This is a genomic window from Streptomyces sp. NPDC006487, assembly GCF_042870555.1.
Lineage (GTDB): Bacteria > Actinomycetota > Actinomycetes > Streptomycetales > Streptomycetaceae > Streptomyces.
Window position 1 is genome coordinate 38,600 of the sequence record NZ_JBIAHN010000030.1, and the last position, 18,316, is coordinate 56,915.

The 18,316-nt window shown below is 71.9% G+C and carries 13 protein-coding genes and 1 riboswitch; of the genes, 5 read left to right on the forward strand and 8 right to left on the reverse strand.

The window, feature by feature from the left end; all coding sequences use genetic code 11:
* The first annotated feature begins 51 nt into the window (after positions 1–51).
* Positions 52–408: a hypothetical protein gene (locus ACFYM0_RS36365; RefSeq protein ID WP_388509543.1), complete on the forward strand. Its 357-nt coding sequence runs from the start codon at positions 52–54 to the stop codon at positions 406–408.
* 133 nt (positions 409–541) lie between these two features.
* On the opposite strand, the gene ACFYM0_RS36370 is transcribed toward ACFYM0_RS36365, so the two are convergent.
* The 3 genes from ACFYM0_RS36370 to ACFYM0_RS36380 are packed head-to-tail and all read right to left on the reverse strand — an operon-like array spanning position 542 to position 4,031.
* On the reverse strand, positions 542–2,029 hold the full coding sequence (locus tag ACFYM0_RS36370; RefSeq protein ID WP_388509545.1) for a precorrin-2 C(20)-methyltransferase: 1,488 nt from the start codon (positions 2,027–2,029) through the stop codon (positions 542–544).
* A complete protein-coding gene (locus ACFYM0_RS36375; RefSeq protein ID WP_243338785.1) occupies positions 2,026–2,673 on the reverse strand; it encodes a precorrin-8X methylmutase in 648 nt (215 codons plus the stop codon). The genes ACFYM0_RS36370 and ACFYM0_RS36375 overlap by 4 nt, the downstream gene beginning before the upstream one ends.
* Complete coding sequence (locus ACFYM0_RS36380) at positions 2,670–4,031, reverse strand: cobalamin biosynthesis protein CobG (protein ID WP_388509548.1); 1,362 nt, start codon at positions 4,029–4,031, stop codon at positions 2,670–2,672. The genes ACFYM0_RS36375 and ACFYM0_RS36380 overlap by 4 nt, the downstream gene beginning before the upstream one ends.
* 383 nt (positions 4,032–4,414) lie before the next feature.
* A riboswitch (cobalamin riboswitch) is annotated at positions 4,415–4,496 on the forward strand.
* A 53-nt stretch (positions 4,497–4,549) separates the two neighbouring features.
* On the opposite strand from ACFYM0_RS36380, the gene cobN reads away from it, so the two are divergent.
* A complete protein-coding gene (gene cobN, locus ACFYM0_RS36385) occupies positions 4,550–8,167 on the forward strand; it encodes a cobaltochelatase subunit CobN (RefSeq protein ID WP_388509551.1) in 3,618 nt (1,205 codons plus the stop codon).
* Positions 8,168–8,197: 30 nt separating this feature from the next.
* Positions 8,198–8,671, forward strand: coding sequence for a hemerythrin domain-containing protein (locus ACFYM0_RS36390; RefSeq protein WP_388509553.1), 474 nt, complete (start codon positions 8,198–8,200; stop codon positions 8,669–8,671).
* A gap of 31 nt (positions 8,672–8,702) precedes the next feature.
* Here the strand turns inward: ACFYM0_RS36390 and ACFYM0_RS36395 are convergent, their stop codons facing one another.
* Entirely contained in the window at positions 8,703–8,921 is a 219-nt protein-coding gene (locus ACFYM0_RS36395) for a hypothetical protein (protein ID WP_243338778.1), read from the reverse strand.
* 233 nt (positions 8,922–9,154) lie between these two features.
* Between ACFYM0_RS36395 and aroD the strand changes: the two genes are divergently transcribed.
* Both aroD and ACFYM0_RS36405 read left to right on the forward strand, forming a co-directional pair.
* On the forward strand, positions 9,155–9,892 hold the full coding sequence (aroD, locus tag ACFYM0_RS36400; RefSeq protein ID WP_388509557.1) for a type I 3-dehydroquinate dehydratase: 738 nt from the start codon (positions 9,155–9,157) through the stop codon (positions 9,890–9,892).
* 211 nt (positions 9,893–10,103) lie between these two features.
* On the forward strand, positions 10,104–12,323 hold the full coding sequence (locus ACFYM0_RS36405) for a germacradienol/geosmin synthase (protein WP_388509560.1): 2,220 nt from the start codon (positions 10,104–10,106) through the stop codon (positions 12,321–12,323).
* Positions 12,324–12,366: 43 nt separating this feature from the next.
* Here the strand turns inward: ACFYM0_RS36405 and ACFYM0_RS36410 are convergent, their stop codons facing one another.
* The 4 genes from ACFYM0_RS36410 to ACFYM0_RS36425 form a co-directional block, all read right to left on the reverse strand.
* Positions 12,367–13,638, reverse strand: coding sequence for a GNAT family N-acetyltransferase (locus ACFYM0_RS36410; protein WP_388509563.1), 1,272 nt, complete (start codon positions 13,636–13,638; stop codon positions 12,367–12,369).
* Between the two features lie 72 nt (positions 13,639–13,710).
* On the reverse strand, positions 13,711–15,009 hold the full coding sequence (locus ACFYM0_RS36415) for a YncE family protein (protein WP_388509566.1): 1,299 nt from the start codon (positions 15,007–15,009) through the stop codon (positions 13,711–13,713).
* A 120-nt stretch (positions 15,010–15,129) separates the two neighbouring features.
* Positions 15,130–16,293, reverse strand: coding sequence for an XdhC family protein (locus ACFYM0_RS36420; RefSeq protein ID WP_388509569.1), 1,164 nt, complete (start codon positions 16,291–16,293; stop codon positions 15,130–15,132).
* A 97-nt stretch (positions 16,294–16,390) separates the two neighbouring features.
* Positions 16,391–17,854 (reverse strand): NCS2 family permease, encoded by a 1,464-nt coding sequence (locus tag ACFYM0_RS36425; RefSeq protein ID WP_388509572.1) that lies wholly within the window; start codon positions 17,852–17,854, stop codon positions 16,391–16,393.
* Between the last annotated feature and the right edge of the window lie 462 nt (positions 17,855–18,316).

The following is an 18,316-nucleotide window of genomic DNA, read 5'->3' on the forward strand; positions in this document are numbered from 1 at the left end:
GTCGTGCCCGCACTGACCGACCCGCCCCCACGGAAAGGGATCCACTCCCTCATGAAGCTCCGCACCACCGCTGCAGCCGCCATGGCGGCCTTCGCCCTGATCCTGTCGCTGCCCGGCTCGGCCTCCGCCGCCGAAGGCTACTTCCACTACAAGTACGTCGACGGATACGCGCAGGAGCAGCACGTGACCCTGCACGACCCGCACAGCGGCAAGTGCGTCAACCTCTACGCCGTCGGCGACGACGAGGTGCAGCCCGGCTACGGCCCGCACAACGACACGGACTCCGCCGTGGTCGTCTACACCGGGGCCAACTGCCAGGGCCCCGAGTGGAAGCTGCGCGCGCACGGCAACCCGGCGCGCGACGACCTCCTGGTCCGGTCCGTACGCTTCGCGGTCACCCCCGGCTAGCGGCCGGAACCCCCTGCAGCCGACCGGCCCCGCCGGGCTTCTGCCCGGCGGGGCCGGTCGGGCAACCGGACGTCGGCGAAGCCCCTCCGCCCGTGGACGGGAAGTGGTCGTGCACGGCCTCAGTCGTCCCGGATCACCCGTAGCGGCGCGGGGTCCACGTCACCCGCGACCCGTCGGGCCGCTCCGTGACCTGGGTCTGCGAGGAACCGATCAGCAGGATCGTCCGCATGTCCACCTCGGACGGCTCCAGTTCGGCCAGCGTGACGATGCGGACGGACTGCTCCGACCCGCCCACGTCGCGCGCCACGACCACCGGGGTCTGCGGTGCGCGCAGCTCCAGGAGCAGTTCGCGGGCCTGCGCCACCTGCCAAGTGCGGCTGCGCGAGCCCGGGTTGTACAGGGCCAGTACGAGATCGGCCGCGGCGGCCGCACGCAGTCGTTCCGCGATGACCTCCCAGGGCTTGAGCCGGTCCGAGAGGGAGATGGTGGCGTAATCGTGGCCGAGCGGGGCTCCGGCCGCGGCGGCCGCCGCGTTGGCGGCCGTCACCCCGGGCAGTACCCGTACGGGCACGTCCTTGTACTCGGGCTGCCCCGCGACCTCCAGGACCGCGGTGGCCATGGCGAAGACCCCGGGGTCGCCGCCGGAGACCACGGCCACCCGCTTGCCGCGCCGGGCGAGGTCGAGGGCGAACTCGGCGCGCTCCGACTCGACCTTGTTGTCCGAGCCGTGCCGGATCTGGCCCGGCTTGACCGGGACGCGGTCCAGGTAGGTCGTGTATCCGACCAGCACCTCGGCGTCGGCCAGCACCCGCCGGGTCTCGGCGGTCAGCCAGAGCGGTCCGGCCGGGCCGGTGCCGACGACGGCGACCTCGCCGGGTCCGGACGGCACGCTGCCGGGGTTCCCGATCCGGCTGGGCACCACGGCGACGGCGAAGTAGGGGACGGAGTCGGGGTCGGTGTCCGCCAGGACGCCGGTCCGCTCGCCCGCCATCGTGGCGCGCTCCACGTAGCGCGCCTCGGCGAGCCGGCCGCTGTTCTCCATGGCCCGCCGGATCGCGGGGAAGGTGCGGCCGAGCTTCATCACGACCGCCGAGTCGGTGGCGGCCAGGCGGGCCGTGAGCTCCTCCTCGGAGAGGGTGCCGGGCAGGATCGTCAGCACCTCCTCGCCCTCCACGAGCGGGGTGCCGAGCCGCGCGGCGGCGGCGCTCACCGAGGTCACCCCGGGGATCACCTCGGTCTCGTAGCGGTCGGAGAGCCGCTTGTGCATGTGCATGTACGAGCTGTAGAAGAGCGGGTCGCCCTCCGCGAGCACGGCGACGGTGCGGCCGGCGTCCAGGTGGACGGCGAGCCGGGCGGCGGAGGCCTCGTAGAACTCCTCCATCGCACCCTGGTAGCCGCCGGGGTGGTCGGTGGTCTCGGTGGTGACCGGGTAGACCAGCGGCTCCTCGATGTGGTCGGCGCGCAGGTGCTTCGCGGCGATGGAGCGGGCGATCGAGCGGCCGTGGCGGGCGGAGTGGTACGCGACCACGTCCGCCTCCGCGATCACCTCGACGGCTCGCAGCGTCATCAGCGAGGGGTCGCCGGGCCCGAGCCCCACTCCGTAGAGTCGTCCGGTGCTCATTCGGCCACGCTCGCGATGGCGTTGACGGCGGCGGCGGCCATGGCGCTGCCGCCGCGCCGGCCCCGGACGATCAAGTGGTCGAGCGCGGAGGGGTGTTCGGCGAGGGCGTCCTTGGACTCGGCGGCGCCGATGAACCCGACGGGGACCCCGATGACCGCGGCGGGGCGCGGTGCGCCCTCCTCGATCATCTCCAGCAGCCGGAAGAGCGCGGTCGGCGCGTTCCCGACGGCGATCACCGAGCCCTCCAACAGGCCCCGGTCCCGCCAGACTTCGAGGGCGGCGGCGCTGCGCGTCGTGCCCATCTTCGCGGCGAGCTCCGGCACGGCCGGGTCGGAGAGGGTGCAGATCACCTGGTTGTCCGCGGGCAGCCGCTTGCGGGTGACCCCGCTGGCGACCATCTGCACGTCGCACAGGATCGGGGCCCCGGCCTCGAGGGCGGCGCGCGCCCGCAGGACGACCTCGGGCGAGTAGCCCAGGTCCCGGGTCAGGTCGGTCATCCCGCAGGCGTGAATCATGCGCACCGCGACCTGGGCGACCGAGGCGGGCAGCCCGGAAAGGTCCGCCTCGGCGCGGATCGTGGCAAAGGACTGGCGGTAGATCTCGGCGCCGTCCTTCTCGTACTCGAACACGGTGTACTCGCTCATTTCTTCACTGCGTCTTCGGACACTCGGGGTTGGCTGCGCGCGTCGGCGACGGCCTGGGCAAGTTCGTGGGACGGCACCGGGCGGCCGTCGAGCCGGTACCCGTCGGGGGTGGCTACGAGGTCGACCCAGGCGGTGCCGCGCGGATGGCCGCACCGGCGCTCGCACCCGGACCAGTGGACGGGGTGCACGGGGTGCACGAGGTGGACGGGGTGCACAGCGGCTCCGGCAGCCCCGTCCGGCGCCGCACCACCCGCGTCCACGACGGCCCGCGCGTCGGCGCGCACGTCGGACAGCGCCTTGGCGCAGCCCGGCCGTCCGGTACAAGCGGTGACGGATTCCCAGGGGCCGTCGGGCGCGACGGACAGTCCGGCGGCCACCAGCCGTGCGTAGCCGTCGACGGGCCGCCGGGTGCTCGCGCGGGGCAGCACGATGCTCCGCCACGGGGTGATCCGCAGTTCGCCGTCGTCTCCGCCGCTTCCAGCGGCGACACGGACCAGCACCCGCCACTGGTCGGCGGTGAGCCGGCCGAGCGGGGGCAGGACGCACAGCGGGGTCCGGTCACCGGTGCCGGGCCCCCAGGGCCTGGGTGGCGGAGCGTAGGGCCAGGTGACCTCGGGAGCGACGGCCGCCGCGATGCCGGCCGCCCCGAGCCGTACAGCGAACTCCCCTGCGTCCAGGGCGTGTTCGGCGGGCAGTTCGGACACCCGCCAGGCCCGGGTGCCGGCGGCGTCGGCGGAGTCGAGGAAGTACTCGGCCGCGAGCAGCGCAGCCCGGGGCGCGTCCGTGGCGTCCACCTCCACGGCGTCGGGGGCCGCGCCGAGCCGGACCAGTGCCCGGCCCCGTGGCGCGCCGAGCAGGGTGACATCGGGGTCGAGCGCGGCAACGTCCCCGCGCCCGTCGTCGAGGGCGAACAGGAACCGCCCGGACAGGTCCGCGGCGCGGGTGCTCGCGCACAGCAGCCGGTCCAATTCCCCGACCCAGGGGGTCACATGGGGCCGCTCGGGGCTGAGGATCCCCGACATCGGGGTCGCCACGATGTTCCGTACCCGCTCGTGGCCGGGGGCGGGCAGCAGCCCTGCCCCGTGCAGCAGGTCCGCCAGCCCCGCGCCGCAGCCTTCGGCGAGCCCGCGCAGCTGCACGTTCCCGCGCGAGGTGAGTTCCAGGTGCCCGTCCCCGAACCGGTCGGCGGCGAGCGCCAGCACCGAGGCCTGCCGGCCGGTCAGCAGACCCCCCGGGATCCGGACCCGCGCCAGGTACCCGTCGTCGGCGGCATGCAGGCGCAGCGCGCCGGGGCAGGCGTCGCCGCGATCCCGTATGACGGGTTCGTCCCGCGCTGTGGCGGAGGGGGGCGTGGGCATGGCGGCGAGCATACCCACGATTCTGCGCCCGCCCCCTGTGTCGATCACCACCCCGAACCAGCCACCCCCGACCGAACCCGATCCCACCCGACCCACCCCACCGACGCCCGCCGGATCCAGCCCCGCCGGCGTTTGAGGCGCGGGGCCCGGGGCAGAGCCCCGGCAGCGGCGCCGCACCCGACCGCACCCCCGACCCAGGACCCGGACCCCGGACCCGACCGCACCCCCGACCGCACCCCCGGCCCCAGACCCGGCCCCGGCCACCGCCCCAGACCGGGCCCCGGCCACCGCCCCGGACCCGGCCCGAGACCCCCGCTCACCAGCCCCCTAAGATGTCCCCAAGGCGGCCAACAGGCCCGCCATCGCCGAGGACGGCGACATGGGAGGAAGCCCGGTGCGAATCCGGCGCGGTCCCGCCACTGTGAATCCGCGCGGCCCCGGCCGCACCGGATGAGTCAGGAACTCCCGCCGTCCTCACTGCCCGGGGCGCGGAAACCCCGAGGAAGGCCTGCCGCCGCATGATCCTGCTGCTGTCGACGTCCGACACCGATCTGCTCAGCGCCCGCGCAGCGAACGCCGGGGACGCTCCCGTCCCGTACCGGTTCGCGAACCCCTCCCGCCTTCCCCTCGACGACCTCCCCGGTCTCCTCGACGGCGTCACCCTGGTCGTCGTACGCCTCCTCGGCGGCCTGCGCGCCTGGCAGGACGGCCTCGACCTGCTCCTGGCCCCCGGCCAGAACCGCCCGGTGGTCGTCCTGACCGGCGAACAGGCCCCCGACGCGCAGCTGATGGAAGCCTCGACCGTCCCGATCGGCATCGCCGCCGAGGCGCACGGCTACCTCGCCCACGGCGGCCCGGCCAACCTGGAGCAGCTCGCCCGCTTCCTCTCCGACACCGTGCTGCTCACCGGCCACGGTTTCGACCCCCCGGCGGCCTCCCCCACGTGGGGCCCGCTGGAGCGCACCCCTCAGCGGACCGAGGGTCCCCGGATCGCGGTGCTCTACTACCGCGCGCACCAGATGAGCGGCAACACCGCCTTCGTGCACACCCTCTCCGAGGCGATCGAGGCCCACGGCGCGCAGGCGCTCCCCCTCTACGTCTCCTCCCTCCGCTCCCCGGAGCCGGAGCTGATCGAGCAGCTCGCGTCCGCCGACGCGATCGTCACCACCGTCCTCGCCGCCGGTGGCACCAAGCCCGCCACCGCTTCCGCCGGCGGTGACGACGAGTCCTGGGACGCCGGCGCCCTGGCCGCCCTCGGCGTGCCGATCCTGCAGGCCCTGTGCCTGACCGGCTCCCGGTCCGCCTGGGAGGAGAACGACGAGGGCCTGTCCCCCCTCGACGCCGCCACCCAGGTCGCCGTACCGGAGTTCGACGGCCGCCTGATCACCGTCCCGTTCTCCTTCAAGGAGCTGGACGAGGACGGGCTGCCCGCCTACGTCGCCGACCCCGAGCGGGCCGCCCGCGTCGCCGGCATCGCGGTGCGCCACGCGCGCCTGCGCCACATCGACCGCCGCGACAAGAAGATCGCCCTGGTCCTCTCCGCGTACCCGACCAAGCACTCCCGCATCGGCAACGCGGTCGGCCTGGACACGCCGGCCAGCGCCGTGGAGCTGCTGCGCACGCTCATCGCGGGCGGCTACGACTTCGGCCCCGTCGAGGACGTCCCGGGCCTGGTCTCCGGCGACGGCGACGAGCTGATCCGCGCCCTGATCGAGGCCGGCGGCCACGACCAGGACTGGCTCACCGAGGAGCAGCTGGCCCGCAACCCGGTCCGCATCCCGGCGGCCGACTACAAGCGCTGGTTCGCGGAGCTCCCGGCCGATCTGCGCGAAAGCGTCGAGCGGCACTGGGGCGAGGCCCCGGGCAACATGTTCGTGGACCGCTCGGCCAATCCCGAGGGCGACATCGTGCTGGCCGCCCTGCGCCGCGCCAACCTGCTGATCCTCATCCAGCCGCCGCGCGGCTTCGGCGAGAACCCGATCGCGATCTACCACGACCCGGACCTGCCGCCCTCGCACCACTACCTGGCCGCGTACCGCTGGATCCAGGCCCGCGCCGAGGACGGCGGTTTCGGCGCCGACGCGATGATCCACCTGGGCAAGCACGGCAACCTGGAATGGCTGCCGGGCAAGAACGCCGGCCTGTCGGCGTCCTGCGCCCCCGACGCCGCGCTCGGCGACCTGCCCCTCATCTACCCGTTCCTGGTCAACGACCCGGGCGAGGGCACCCAGGCGAAGCGTCGGGTGCACGCCACCCTGGTCGACCACCTGGTGCCGCCGATGGCGCGCGCGGAGTCCTACGGCGACATCGCCCGCCTGGAGCAGCACCTCGACGAGTACGCCCAGATCTCCGCGATGGACCCGGCGAAGCTGCCCGCCATCCGCGCCCAGATCTGGACCCTGATCCAGGCCGCGAAGCTGGACCACGACCTGGGTCTGGAGCAGCGTCCCGACGACGACGGCTTCGACGACTTCCTCCTGCACGTCGACGGCTGGCTGTGCGAGATCAAGGACGCCCAGATCCGCGACGGCCTGCACGTCCTGGGCGGCGCCCCGACCGGCGACGCCCGCGTCAACCTGGTCCTGGCCATCCTGCGCGCCCGCCAGATCTGGGGCGGTACGACGGCCCTGCCGGGTCTGCGCGAAGCGCTCGGCCTCGACGAGTCCGCGGCCACCCGCACCACCGCCGACGAGGCGGAGGAGACGGCCCGCGCGCTGGTCCAGGCGATGGAGGACGCGAACTGGGCCCCGGAGGCGGTGACTTCCGCGGCCGCCGGCTTCTCGGCGGACGTGGCGGCCGTACTGGACTTCGCGGCCCGCGAGGTCGTCCCGCGCCTGGCCGGCACCACCGACGAGATCACCCACGTGGTCAGCGCCCTGGACGGCGCGTTCGTCCCGGCGGGCCCCTCCGGCTCCCCGCTGCGCGGTCTGGTCAACGTGCTGCCGACCGGCCGCAACTTCTACTCGGTGGACCCGAAGGCCGTCCCCTCCCGCCTCGCGTGGGAGACCGGCCAGGCCCTCGCCGATTCCCTCCTGACCCGTTACCGCACGGACAACGGCGAATGGCCCGCGTCCGTCGGCCTGTCCCTGTGGGGCACGAGCGCGATGCGCACCTCGGGCGACGACGTGGCCGAGGCCATGGCGCTGCTCGGTGTCCGCCCGGTCTGGGACGAGGCCTCGCGCCGCGTCACCGGCCTGGAGCCGATCCCGCTCGCCGAGCTCGGCCGGCCGCGCATCGACGTGACCCTGCGCATCTCGGGCTTCTTCCGCGACGCGTTCCCGCACGTCATCGGCCTGCTGGACGATGCCGTACGGCTGGCCGCCTCGCTGGATGAGCCCGCGGCGGACAACTTCGTACGGGCCCACGCGCAGGCCGACCTGGCCGTGCACGGGGACGAGCGGCGGGCCACCACCCGCATCTTCGGCTCGCGCCCGGGCACGTACGGCGCGGGCATCCTGCAGCTGATCGACTCCCGCGACTGGCGCACCGACGCCGACCTCGCGGAGGTCTACACGGTGTGGGGCGGGTACGCGTACGGCCGCGGTCTCGAAGGGCGGGCGGCGCGCGAGGAGATGGAGACCGCCTACAAGCGGATCACGGTCGCGGCGAAGAACACCGACACCCGTGAGCACGACATCGCCGACTCCGACGACTACTTCCAGTACCACGGCGGCATGGTGGCCACCGTCCGCGCCCTGCGCGGCACGGCCCCCGAGGCGTACATCGGGGACTCGACCCGGCCCGAGACGGTCAAGACGCGCACGCTGGTCGAGGAGACCTCCCGCGTCTTCCGCGCCCGCGTCGTGAACCCGAAGTGGATCGAGGCGATGCGCCGCCACGGTTACAAGGGAGCCTTCGAGCTCGCGGCCACGGTCGACTACCTCTTCGGCTACGACGCCACGACCGGCGTGGTGGCCGACTGGATGTACGACAAGCTCACCGAGACGTACGTCCTGGACCCGGAGAACCGCGCCTTCCTGGAGGAGGCCAACCCCTGGGCCCTGCACGGGATCGCGGAGCGGCTGCTGGAGGCCGAGTCCCGCGGCATGTGGGAGAAGCCGGACCCGCAGGTCCTGGAGGCGCTGCGCCAGGTGTACCTGGACACGGAGGGCAACCTGGAAGGCGAAAGCGACTAACCGGGCACCGGCTGGATCAGACTGAGCCGCATGTGCCATTACTGCGGCTGCCGCGAGATCCCCCTGATCAAGGAGTTCATCGCCGAGCACGAGGCGGTGACGAACGCGGCCGGCGACGCCCTGCGCGCCCTGGACGCGGGGGACCTCCCGAGGGCGCGCACCCTGGTCACGGAGATGACGGCCGTCCTGCTCGCCCACTGGAGGGGCGAGGAGGACGGCCTGTTCGCCGTCATGGAGCAGGACCCCGAGTACGCCCCGTACATCGCGGCGCTGGTCGGGGAACACCGCGAGCTGGCGGCGTTCCTGGCCGGCGCCGACGTTGCGGACCCGGCGGACGCCGAGGCCCTGCGCCGGGCGGTGGAGGAGCTCCACCACCACATCGCGAAAGAGGAGGACGGCCTCTTTCCCGCTTCCCTCACCGCCCTGACGGGCGACGACTGGGACCTGTCCATCAAGGCCTGGCGCACGGCCCACCCCGGCGGTGACCTGAGGCCCGCCGGGTAGCCGGGGCGCCCCGGCGGCCCCCCGCCCGTTTCTACTTCGTGGTCTGGTTCAGCGCCACCAGGGCCTGCGCCCAGCGCGCGTACTTCAGCTGGCCGAAGTCGGCGACGGTCTTCACGCCGAAGGCTTCGAGCAGCAGCTCGCCGTCCTTGTCGGTGACGCCCTTGAGCGCGGCCACCGGCGCCGCGAGCACCTCCGCGAGCGGCTTGTCGGCCCACGCCTTGTCCAGCACCTTGTCGAGGTCGATCGCCATGAGTCTCTCTCCCGGAACTCGAAAGTATGAACTGATGGCACAAATCTAGAACAATCGGACAAACAACTCGGGGTGCGACACCCCCTCGGCCGGCCGGGCCGGACACCCGCCCCACCGGGGGCGGCCCGAGGGGCGGGCAGCCCCGCTCACCCCGGGCGATTCCACGTATAATCCGCCCCGTTCCCCCTGCACTTCGCGTCGGATATCGGAATCGAAAAGGCTGTGACCAAGAAATGAATTCACTGCGGGCGCTTCTCGACGGCGGGATTCCGCTGGTGGCCGTCAGCTTCGACGACAGCGAAACCGAGCCGCGCGCCCACGCCGCGAAGAGCGCCGGCGTCGACGTGGCCGAGCTGCGCGTCGACCGGTACGCGGCGACCGGAACGGACCATGTCCTGGCCCAGGTGGACGAGTTCAAGACGCTGCCGGTCCTGGCCACGATCCGGTCCGCCCGCGAAGGCGGCGAGTGGAAGGGCACCGAGGCGCAGCGGCTCGAACTGTTCCGCGCGCTCGCCCCTCAGGTCGACGCCGTGGACATCGAGCTTTCCTCCGGGGAAATCCTGTCCGAGGTGATCGAGGCCGCCCACCGTCACGACACGGTGGCGCTCGTCTCCTATCACAATTTCGAATTCACTCCGGCCACCGAGGAACTCCAGGCCGTCATCGACGACGCGAAGAGCGCCGGCGCCGACGTGGTCAAGGTGTCCACGATGGTGCGTTCCGAGGACGACGTACGACGGCTGGCCTCGCTCCTGCTGCGCGCCGGAGCCGAGGACACCCGGCTGATCGTCATCGCCATGGGCGAGGCCGGGGCGGTCTCCCGCGTCTTCTTCCCCGCCCTCGGGTCCCGGATCACGTACTCCTTCTTCGGCGCCAGCTCCGCCCCGGGCCAGCTCGACTTCCCCGAGACCTTCGGCCTGTTGCGCAAGTTCTACCCGGCGTTCGACGAGCGGAAGGCCGCCGGGGCCTGAGCCCCCGCGCCGGGGAGGGCCACCACCTCCCCGGCCGCCCCCCGCCGCACCTCCCCCATCCCTTTACCGGTCACCAGCCCCATCCGTCGCAGAACGCCCCACACGCCACCTGATGAAGTGAACTCCCCCTTATCCCACCGGCAACACGGGTAGTGCCCTGCTGATCTCGTGAGGAATCAACGAGACAGTCAGACGAAAGGCCCACCCTGCCGTGACGCAGCCGTTTCAACTGCCGGATTTCTATGTGCCTTATCCGGCGCGACTGAACCCCCACCTGGAGGACGCCAGGGTCCACACCAAGAAGTGGGCCCGCGACTTCGGGATGCTGGAAGGTTCCGGCGTCTGGGAGGAGAGCGACCTCGACTCGCACGACTACGCCCTGCTCTGCTCGTACACCCACCCCGACTGCGGCAGCGAGGCGCTGTCCCTGGTCACCGACTGGTACGTGTGGGTGTTCTTCTTCGACGACCACTTCCTGGAGATGTACAAGCGCTCCCAGGACCGCGCGGGCGCCAAGGCCTACCTCGACCGGCTCGGCGCCTTCATGCCGATGGACCTGGCCGACGGTTTCCCCGAGGCCACCAACCCGGTCGAGGCCGGCCTCGCCGACCTGTGGGCCCGTACCGTCCCGGCCATGTCGATGGACTGGCGGGAACGGTTCTCCCTGTCCACCAAGAACCTGCTCGACGAGTCGATGTGGGAGCTCGCCAACATCAACATCGGGCGGGTCTCCAACCCCCTCGAATACATCGAGATGCGCCGCAAGGTCGGCGGTGCGCCCTGGTCGGCCGGCCTCATCGAGTACGTCTCCGCGGAGGTTCCGGCCCGCGTCGCGCACTCCCGTCCCCTCGGCGTGCTGCGCGATGCCTTCTCCGACGCCGTGCACATCAGGAACGACATCTTCTCCTACCAGCGCGAGGTCTCCGAGGAGGGCGAACTCTCCAACGCCATCCTGGTGCTGGAGACCTTCCTGGGCTGCAGCACCCAGGAGGCCGCGGAGGCCTCCAACGACCTCCTCACCTCCCGGCTCCAGCAGTTCGAGCAGACCGCACTCGCCGAACTCCCCCAGCTCTTCGCCGACCACGCCATGAACCCGGCGGAGATCGCCGCCGTCCTCGCCTACGCCAAGGGGCTCCAGGACTGGCAGTCCGGCGGCCACGAGTGGCACATGGTCTCGAGCCGATACATGAACAAGGAGGCCCGGGCGACCGCTCCGCTCACCCTGCCGTTCATGCCCTCGGGGCTGGGCACCACCGCGCTCGACCTCCGCTCGATCCTCGCCCCCCGCGCCCTGGAACTGCGCAAACGCTCCTTCACCCACGTCCCCTTCGAACCCACCGGCCCGTCGATCGTCCCCGACATCTACATGCCGTTCCCGCTGGCCCTCAGTCCCCACCACGCCCGCGCCCGCGAGGAGTCCGTCGCCTGGGCCAGGGAGATGGGCCTGATCGATCCGCAGCCCGGCGACCCCGGCTCGGCGATCTGGAACGAGGAGAAGCTGCGCGGCTACGACTTCGCGCTCTGCTCCGCGGGCATCGACCCCGACGCCACCCCCGAGGCCCTGGCCCTCAACGCCTGCTGGCTGACCTGGGGCACGTACGGGGACGACTACTACCCGGTGGTCTTCGCCCAGTCCAAGAACCTCTCCGCCGCCAAGGCCACCACCGCGCGGCTCGTCGCCATGATCCCGGTGGACCACGCGGAGCAGCCGGTGGGGCTGACCGCGATGGAGCGGTCCATCGGCGACCTGTGGGTGCGCACCAGCAAGGACATGACCCCCGAGGTCCGGGCCGAGTTCCGGGCCACCCTCGTGAGCATGCTGCAGAGCTGGCTGTGGGAGATGGAGAACCAGATCCAGAACCGCATCCCCGATCCGGTGGACTACGCGGAGATGCGCCGGCACACCTTCGGCTCGCACCTCACGATGTACCTGTGCCGGCTGGGCCAGGCGGGCCGGGGCATCCCCGACGACATCTACGCCTCGGGCACCATCCGCTCCCTGGAGAACGCGGCCGCCGACTCCGCGTGCCTGATGAACGACATCTTCTCGTACCAGAAGGAGGTGGAGGTCGAGGGCGAGGTGCACAACTACGTGCTCGTCACCCGCAACTTCTTCGACATCGGGTATGAGGAGGCGCTGCACATCTGCCACTCGCTGATGACCCAGCGCACCGAGGAGTTCGAGCACATTGTGGCCAACCAGCTGCCGCTGCTCTACGAGGACTGGAAGCTGGACGCCGGGGCCCGGGCCGGACTCGACGCGTACGTCGGCGAGTTGAAGGACTGGCTGGCCGGAATTCTCAACTGGCACGAGAAGACGGTCCGTTACCGCGAGGAGGACCTGCACCGCCTGGGTGACGGGATCTCCACCGGCGTCCTGAGCTCCGGCTTCGGCATGTCGGCGGCCCGGATCTCCCTGCCCACCCGCTGAGCCGGGGCCGTGGCGGGGGCCGTCCTCCCCCGCCACGGCCCCTTCAGAACTCGTCCGCCGTATGCGGCAGCAGCGTGGTGCGCAGCCCCGCGTCCAGGGCCGCCGCCGCGCCGGGCGTGTGCTCCACCACCAGTGCGGCCGCCACCAGTTCGACGGCCCGGGTCCCGCCGAGGTAGCAGGCCGCGAGCTCCCGTACGTCCAGGGTCAGGTCCGGGTCCCGGTCCGCGGCGGGCTCGTACGCCGCCCCGTCCGGCCCGGCCTTCAGGAGGAACCGCCCCGCGTTCGCGGGCAGCCGTACGTCGGTCAGTTCGAGTACGAGTTCCACGCGCGCGGCCCACGAGCGCCCGGTCAGTGCCGCCGCCACGTCGACCAGCCGCAGCCAGAGCGCCGGGAACACGGCGGTGACCCGGACCTGGTCCCGGTCGGCGGCGAAGTGCAGCAGCGGGTCGTCGGCCGGCCGGCCCCACGCGGTGACCCGGCCGGTGAGGTCGAGGGAGGCCACGCACTCCCACAGGGCGGCGGCCACCTGCGGGGTGTCGGCCTCCAGTTCGTCGACCCGGACCAGGCCCGGGGTCCGCGCGGCCCCGGTGTTCTCCGTGCTCGAATCGGGTTTCGTGCGGTAGAGGACGTACCCCGCGATCGGCTCGCCCGGCTCCCCCAGGACGATGATCCGGGGCGGGCTGAGCTCCTCGTCCTCCTCGTCCTGCTCGGTGAGCCACTCCTCGGTCCAGCGCCGGTCGCTGCGGGTGGGCCGCCCGGCCCGGACGGCGCGGGCCGCCTCGTGGTACGGGCCGACGACGGCGAGCACGTCCTTGAGGTCCGCGGGGTCCGCGGGGTCCGCGGGGGCGACCAGCCGCAGCGGCCGCCGGTCCGCCTCGATGCGCAGGGCCAGCGGCCGGGTGGAGTCGATCTCGATGGTGGCGCCCTGGGTGGCGCTGCCGTAGCCGAAGCGCCCGTAGATGGCGGCCTCGGAAGCCCACAGGGCGGCCACGGGGCTGCCGGCCTCCCCGGCCCTGCGCAGCATCTCGCCCATCAGGGCGGTCAGTACGCCGCGCCGCCGGTGGGTGGGGGCGACCGAGACGAAGGTGAGCCCGGGGCAGGGCAGGTCCGCCCCGGGCACCGAAAGCCGGAAGGCGTGCGCGGCCATGAAGCCGACCATCGCGTCGCCGTCGTAGGCCCCGATCCGCGTGCAGTGGCTGAGCAGCTCGTGGTGCCGCTCGCGCCCCTCCTTCTCGGGACGGTCGTGGAAGACCAGGTACGCGAGCTCCAGAGCGCGGTCGATGTCTGCCTCGGGCACCTCGCGGATCTCCACCATGATCAGGAGATTAATCGGTCATGGCGGACCAGTCACTTCATAAGGGGCGGATTCCCGCCAGGCTTGTCCGGGTCAGCGCGCCGCGGGCCCCGTCCAGTCCGCCGGAACGTGCCCGATCCGGACCCGCTGCGGGTGGTCGCCGACGGGTACGGACACCCGCTTGGTGCCGGTCGCGAAGTCGATGGCCGTGACCTGGTCGGCGCCGCTCTCGGAGATCACGCAGCCGGAGCCGTCGCCGTCGACGGTGGCCCAGTACGGCTTGGCGGCGGGTACGAGCGGCCCTTGCTGCAGGGTGGCCCGGTCCACGACGGTCACGTAGTCGTCCATGGTCCCCGCGATGCACAGCTTGGCACCGTCCGGGCTCATGGACATGCCGTGGTGGCGGGAGTCGTTGACCCAGGTGGTGCGGTCGGTGCTGGTGGCGGGGTTCTCGGGGAGGGTCTTGATCCGGGTGATGCGGTCGGCGGCCACGTCGTACTCGACGAAGCCGTTGAAGAACGACACCTGGAAGTAGAGCTTCGACTCGTCCGGGGCGAAGGACATGGGCCGCACCGCGTCGGACAGGTCGGAGCGGCCGAAGGCGTCCAGGCGGGCCCTCATGTCGATCACCCGGACCGGGCGGAGGGTCTGCGCGTCGGCGACCGTGATCCGGCGGTCGCCCTTCGTCCAGTCCAGCCAGGGCGCGTCGAGGGCGGAGGTCACGTCACCGATGGAGCTGTTCCACAGGAAACGGCCGTCCCGGGTGAAGGTGTTCTCGTGCGGCTTGTCGCCGGTGGCGAAGGATCCGACCTGGCGGCCGTCGGCGATGTCGAGGACGTGCACGGTGTTCGCGGTGGAGGCCGAGACCGCCACGCGAGTGCCGTCCGGGGAGACCGCCATGTGGTCGGCCCGGTAACCGGCCACGGGGAAGCGCCAGTTGATCCGGCCGGTGCGGACGTCGATGGAGACGACGTCGGCGAAGCTGGGGCGGGAGGCGACGACGGCGGAGCCGTCCGGGGTGGTGTACATGTCGTCCACGAACTGGTCGTGGCCCTCGCCCGCGGTGGCCCGGACGCCCAGGAAGTAGGCGAGTTTCACCGGGTTGAGGTAGATCTCCCGGAGCCGCTCCTCCTTGTCCGGGACCATGTTGATCCGGCCCACCTTGGCCAGGTTTCCGGTGGAGGCGAGGACGTCGGCGGTGCCCTCCCAGTTGTTGCCCACGAACAGGACCTCGCGCGGGGCCGGGCCGGTGGCCCCCGCACCCGTAGGCAACCCGGCGCCCGCCGCGGGCGCGGGACCCGCCGCGAGGGCGGCCAGCGCCAGCGCAGCCACGGCCGCCAGGGCCGGCAAGGTCGTCAAGACACCGCGGTTACTCGTTCGACTGGCAGGCATCCGGTCAACTCCGTTAGAGGGAGACGCTGTTACCGGCCGGTAAGATAGGCGGAACAACGAAAGGGCGCAACCCCCACGGGGTTGCGCCCTTTCCACACCGTGCTACAGCCCGTCACCTCTTCAAGCGACGGAACCGATCCTGCTGATCACCGTGTTCGCGACGTCCGGGTGGATCGGGATGTGCGCGCCGGTCAGGGCCGCGCCCGTGCCGCCGCGCCGGTTGGCGACGATCTCGGCGGCGATGGACAGCGCGGTCTCCTCCGGCGAGCGGGCCCCCAGGTCCAGACCGATCGGGGAGCGCAGCCGGGCCAGCTCGAGCTCGGTCACGCCGACCTCGCGGAGCCGCTTGTTGCGGTCCTCGTGGGTGCGGCGGGAGCCCATGGCGCCGACGTAGGCGACGGGAAGTTTGAGTGCCAGTTCGAGGAGCGGGACATCGAACTTGGCGTCGTGCGTGAGGACGCACAGGACCGTCCGGCCGTCGACCGTACCGGCGGAGGACTGCTCCTCCAGGTAGCGGTGCGGCCAGTCGACCACGATCTCGTCCGCTTCGGGGAACCGGTTCTTCGTGGCGAACACGGGCCGGGCGTCGCACAGCGTCACCCGGTAGCCGAGGAACTTGCCGATCCGCACGAGGGCGGAGGCGAAGTCGATGGCCCCGAAGACGATCATCCGGGGCGGCGGGACGCTGGACTCGACCAGCACCTTGAGCGGCTCTCCGCAGAGGCGGCCGTCGGCGCCGATCTCCAGCACGCCGGTCTTGCCGGCGTCGAGCATGGCCCGCGCCTCGTCGGCGATGGCGCGGTCCAGCTCGGGGTGGCCGCCGAACCCGCCCTCGTAGGAGCCTTCGCCCCGGACGAGTACGGCGCGGCCCATGAGCTCGGCCGGGCCCTCGGCGATCCGGGCGACCGCCGCCGCCTCCCCCCGGGCGGCGGCGGCCAGCGAAGCCGCGAACACCTCCCGGGCGGGAGAGCCCACGGAAACCGGGGTCACCAGGATGTCGATGATTCCGCCGCAGGTCAGGCCGACGGCGAAGGCATCGTCATCGCTGTACCCGAAGCGCTCCTGGACGGTCTCGCCGTCCTCGAGCGCCTGCTGGCACAGCTCGTACACCGCACCCTCCACGCATCCGCCGGAGACCGAGCCGATGGCCGTGCCGTCACTGTCGACGGCGAGGGCCGCTCCGGGCTGCCTGGGTGCGCTCCCGCCGACCGCCACGACCGTGGCGACGGCGAAGTCACGTCCCTGCTCGACCCACCGGTTCAGTTCTTCGGCGATGTCCAGCATTGCGGCCTCCTCGGAGGGGTTCGGTTTCCAGTATCGGATACGTGGAGGGTGCGGTCGTGCGCTGCGGATCAGGCCCGTCGGACCTGGTCAGGTCGGCTCAGCCGACGCCGAGCCAGCTCTCGATCGGGTGGAGGGCGAAGAAGACCAGGAAGATTCCGGTCAGCGCCCACATGAAGCCGCCGATCTCACGGGCCTTGCCCTGAGCGACCTTGATGGCGACGTAGGAGATGACACCCGCGGCGACACCGGCGGTGATCGAGTACGTGAAGGGCATGACCACGACGGTCAGGAAGACCGGGATCGAGGTCGAGCTGTCGGCCCAGTCCACGTGGCGGGCGTTCTGCATCATCATCGCGCCGATGACGACCAGGGCCGCGGAGGCGACCTCACCCGGGACGATCTGCGTGATCGGGGTGAAGAAGAGGCAAGCGGCGAAGAAGAGGCCGGTGACCACGGAGGCGAGGCCGGTACGGGCACCCTCACCGACGCCGGTGGCGGACTCCACGAAGACGGTCTGGCCGGAGCCACCCGCGATGCCGCCGATGGCGCCACCGGCACCGTCGATGAACAGCGCCTTGGACAGGCCCGGCATGCGGCCCTGCTCGTCGGCGAGCTTGGCCTCGGTGCCGACGCCGATGATGGTGGCCATCGCGTCGAAGAAGCCGGCGAGCACCAGGGTGAAGACGATCATGCCGACCGTCATGTAGCCGACGTCGCCCCAGCCGCCGAAGGAGACGTCACCGAAGAGCGAGAAGTCGGGCGCCGAGACCGCGGAGCCGCTGAGCTCCGGCGGGCCGTTCTTCCAGGCCTTCGGGTCGATGTCCACGATGGCGTTGAGGATCGCGGCGAGGACGGTGCCACCGACGATGCCGATCAGGATCGCGCCGGGCACCTTGCGGGCCTGGAGCATGAAGATGGCGATCAGGGTGATGGCGAAGAGCAGGACGGGCCAGCCGGAGAGCTCACCGGTCGCGCCGAGCTGGACGGGGGGCATGAACTCCCCGCCGTTGCCGACGAAGCCCGCCTTCACGAAGCCGATCAGGGCGACGAAGAGGCCGATGCCCATGGTGATGGCGTGCTTGAGCGCGAGGGGTATCGCGTTCATGATCATCTCTCGGAGGCCGGTGACGACCAGGAGACAGATCACGACGCCGTAGACCACGCACATGCCCATGGCCTGCGGCCAGGTCATCTGGGGGGCCACCTGCGAGGCCAGCACGCCGGACACGGAGAGACCGGCGGCGAGCGCGAGCGGGACCTTGCCGACGAAGCCCATGAGGAGCGTCGTGACGGCCGCGGCGAACGCCGTGGCGGTGATGATCGCCGAGGCGGCCATCTTGTTGCCGTCGACGTCCGCGCCCGAGAGGAGCAGGGGGTTCAGCAGGAGGATGTAAGCCATGGCCATGAAGGTCGTGATACCGCCACGAACTTCGTTGCCGACCTTGGATCCGCGCTTGCTGATGTGGAAGTACCGGTCGAGCCAGGACTGACCGGCGGGGGTCGGAGAGCCTTCTCCGGCCTCCTCCGCACTGGTCTTGGGCTCTACAGAGGACTGGGTCATGGTGCCTAACTCCCAAGGTTCAAAGGGGCACCCGCATAAAGATTGGAGACACGGGATTTGGGAAAACGCGTTTGGCTGCACGACCCGGGGTGACGGCCCGAGGCGACGCAAAAGGTGCACTGCGTGTACTGCGGGTACTGCGAGGGTTCTGCGGTACGGCTGGTACTCCTGGTGTCACCTGGGGTAGGCGGTGCACCGGGGGGTACTACGGGGGGTTACTGCCGGTGAAACTTGACCGCGAGCGGTGCGGTACTGATGACTCCGGACTTCGTGCTCCGGGCGGTGCGACTGGAAGTGTGACGTTCCCGTGTCGCACCACCCGGAAATCTGGGGGGGTGCGGGGGGGGCGGCGCCCCCCCCCCCCCCCCCCGCGCGCCGGCCCCCGGCCGCGGGGGGGGGGGGGGGGGGGGGGTTTTTATAAAAAACCGGGGCCCCCCCGCGGGCCCCCCGGAAGGCCCGGGG

Excerpts from the sequence above, each read along its gene's own strand:
- ACFYM0_RS36365 (WP_388509543.1), top strand. The coding sequence starts at position 52 with ATGAAGCTCCGCACCACCGCTGCAGCCGCCATGGCGGCCTTCGCCCTG.
- ACFYM0_RS36370 (WP_388509545.1), bottom strand. The coding sequence starts at position 2,029 with ATGAGCACCGGACGACTCTACGGAGTGGGGCTCGGGCCCGGCGACCCC.
- ACFYM0_RS36375 (WP_243338785.1), bottom strand. The coding sequence starts at position 2,673 with ATGAGCGAGTACACCGTGTTCGAGTACGAGAAGGACGGCGCCGAGATC.
- ACFYM0_RS36380 (WP_388509548.1), bottom strand. The coding sequence starts at position 4,031 with ATGCCCACGCCCCCCTCCGCCACAGCGCGGGACGAACCCGTCATACGG.
- cobN (WP_388509551.1), top strand. The coding sequence starts at position 4,550 with ATGATCCTGCTGCTGTCGACGTCCGACACCGATCTGCTCAGCGCCCGC.
- ACFYM0_RS36390 (WP_388509553.1), top strand. The coding sequence starts at position 8,198 with ATGTGCCATTACTGCGGCTGCCGCGAGATCCCCCTGATCAAGGAGTTC.
- ACFYM0_RS36395 (WP_243338778.1), bottom strand. The coding sequence starts at position 8,921 with ATGGCGATCGACCTCGACAAGGTGCTGGACAAGGCGTGGGCCGACAAG.
- aroD (WP_388509557.1), top strand. The coding sequence starts at position 9,155 with ATGAATTCACTGCGGGCGCTTCTCGACGGCGGGATTCCGCTGGTGGCC.
- ACFYM0_RS36410 (WP_388509563.1), bottom strand. The coding sequence starts at position 13,638 with ATGGTGGAGATCCGCGAGGTGCCCGAGGCAGACATCGACCGCGCTCTG.
- ACFYM0_RS36415 (WP_388509566.1), bottom strand. The coding sequence starts at position 15,009 with ATGCCTGCCAGTCGAACGAGTAACCGCGGTGTCTTGACGACCTTGCCG.
- ACFYM0_RS36420 (WP_388509569.1), bottom strand. The coding sequence starts at position 16,293 with ATGCTGGACATCGCCGAAGAACTGAACCGGTGGGTCGAGCAGGGACGT.
- ACFYM0_RS36425 (WP_388509572.1), bottom strand. The coding sequence starts at position 17,854 with ATGACCCAGTCCTCTGTAGAGCCCAAGACCAGTGCGGAGGAGGCCGGA.